The sequence below is a fragment of the Kitasatospora sp. NPDC001225 genome (assembly GCF_053597855.1).
Genome location: NZ_JBSFJC010000397.1, coordinates 1 through 1,965 on the forward strand (window position 1 = coordinate 1; position 1,965 = coordinate 1,965).

1 protein-coding gene is annotated in these 1,965 nt (G+C 67.0%); it reads right to left on the bottom strand.

The annotated features are described in order from the left end of the window. Nucleotides 1-1,965 (bottom strand): DNA polymerase III subunit alpha (gene dnaE / locus ACWDCZ_RS40855; protein ID WP_449818655.1); only part of this gene is annotated, 1,965 nt, incomplete at both ends.

A 1,965-nucleotide genomic window follows, 5' to 3' on the forward strand; every position in this document is an offset into this window, starting at 1 on the left:
GTAGTTGGCCTTGAGGTAGGCGGTCTGGTAGGAGACCAGGCCGTACGCGGCGGAGTGCGATTTGTTGAACGCGTAGCCGGCGAACGGGACCAGGACGTCCCAGACCGCCTGGATGGCCTCGTCGGAGTAGCCGCGCTCCTTGCAGCCGGCGTGGAAGGGGACGAACTCCTTCTCCAGGACCTCCTTCTTCTTCTTGCCCATCGCGCGGCGGAGCAGGTCTGCCTGTCCGAGCGAGTAGCCGGCCAGCACCTGGGCGGCTCGCTGCACCTGCTCCTGGTAGACGATCAGGCCGTAGGTGGGGCCGAGGACGTCCTTGAGCGGTTCCTCCAGCTCGGGGTGGATCGGGATGATCTCCTGCTGGGCGTTCTTGCGCAGGGCGTAGTTGGTGTGCGAGTTCATGCCCATCGGGCCGGGCCGGTACAGCGCGGAGACGGCGGAGATGTCGGCGAACTCGGTGGGCTTCATCAGCTTGAGCAGGGCGCGCATGGGGCCGCCGTCGAGCTGGAACACGCCGAGGGTGTCGCCTCGGGCCAGCAGCTGGTAGGTGGTGGGGTCGTCGATCGGGATCTTCTCGATGTCGACGTCGACGCCCCGGTTGGCCTTCACGATCTTGATGCAGTGGTCGATGATGCCCAGGTTCCGCAGACCCAGGAAGTCCATCTTGATCAGGCCCATGGCTTCGCACGACGGGTAGTCGAAGCCGGTGATGATCACGCCGTCCTTGTCCCGCATGTGCAGCGGGATCAGTTCGAGCAGCGGGGTGGAGGAGAGGATGACGGCGGCGGCGTGCACGCCGGTGCCGCGGATCAGGCCCTCGATGCCCCGCCCGGTGTCGATGATCTTCTTGACGTCGGGCTCGTTGTCGTAGAGCGCCCGGATCTCGGTGCCCTCGTTGTACCGCGGGTGCTTGTCGTTGAACAGGTCGGCCAGCGGCACGCCCTTGCCCATGACGTCCGGCGGCATCGCCTTGGTGATCCGGTCGCCCATGGCGAAGGGGTAGCCCAGGATGCGGTTGGCGTCCTTGACGGCGGCCTTGGCCTTGATCGTGCCGAAGGTGTTGACCTGGGCGGTGTAGGCGGAGCCGTACTTGTCGGTGACGTAGCGCACCATCTGGTCGCGCTGGCGGTCGTCGAAGTCGATGTCGACGTCCGGGGGGTTGATGCGCTCGGGGTTGAGGAACCGCTCGAACAGCAGGTCGTGCTCCAGCGGGTCCAGCTGGGTGATGCCGGTCAGGTAGGCGACCATCGAGCCGGCCGCCGAACCACGGCCCGGGCCGACCGGGATGCCGTTGTCCCGGCCGTACTGGCAGATGTCGGCGACCACGAGGAAGTAGGCGTCGAACCCCATCGGGGTGATCACGCCCATCTCCAGCTCGACCCGGTCCAGCACCTCCTGGCTGGGGTTGTCGCCGTAGCGGTGCTGGAGGCCGGCGGCGATCTTCTGGCGCAGGAAGGAGGCCTGGGTCTCGCCCTCGGGGACGTCGAACTGCGGCATCCGGTCGACGTAGGTGAAGACCTCCTCGTACGACTCCACCCGCTCGGCGATCGCCAGGGTGTTGTCGCAGGCCTCCGGCAGCTCGCGGAAGAGCTCGCGCATCTCCTCGGCGGTCTTGACGTAGTAGCCGCTGCCGTTGAACTTGAAGCGGTTCGGGTCGTCCTTGTTCTTGCCCACGCCGACGCAGAGCAGGCTGTCGTGGGCGTCGGCCTGGTCGGCGGTGACGTAGTGCGAGTCGTTGGTGGCCAGCAGCGGGATGTTCAGCTGCTTGGCCAGGCGCAGCAGGTCCTCGCGGACGTCCTGCTCGATGGAGAGCCCGTGGTCCATCAGCTCCAGGAAGTAGTTCTCCTTGCCGAAGATGTCCTGGTAGGCGCCGGCCGCCTTGACGGCCTCCTCGTACTGGCCGAGGCGCAGCCGGGTCTGGACCTCGCCGGAGGGGCAGCCGGTGGTGGCGATGATGCCGCTCCGGGC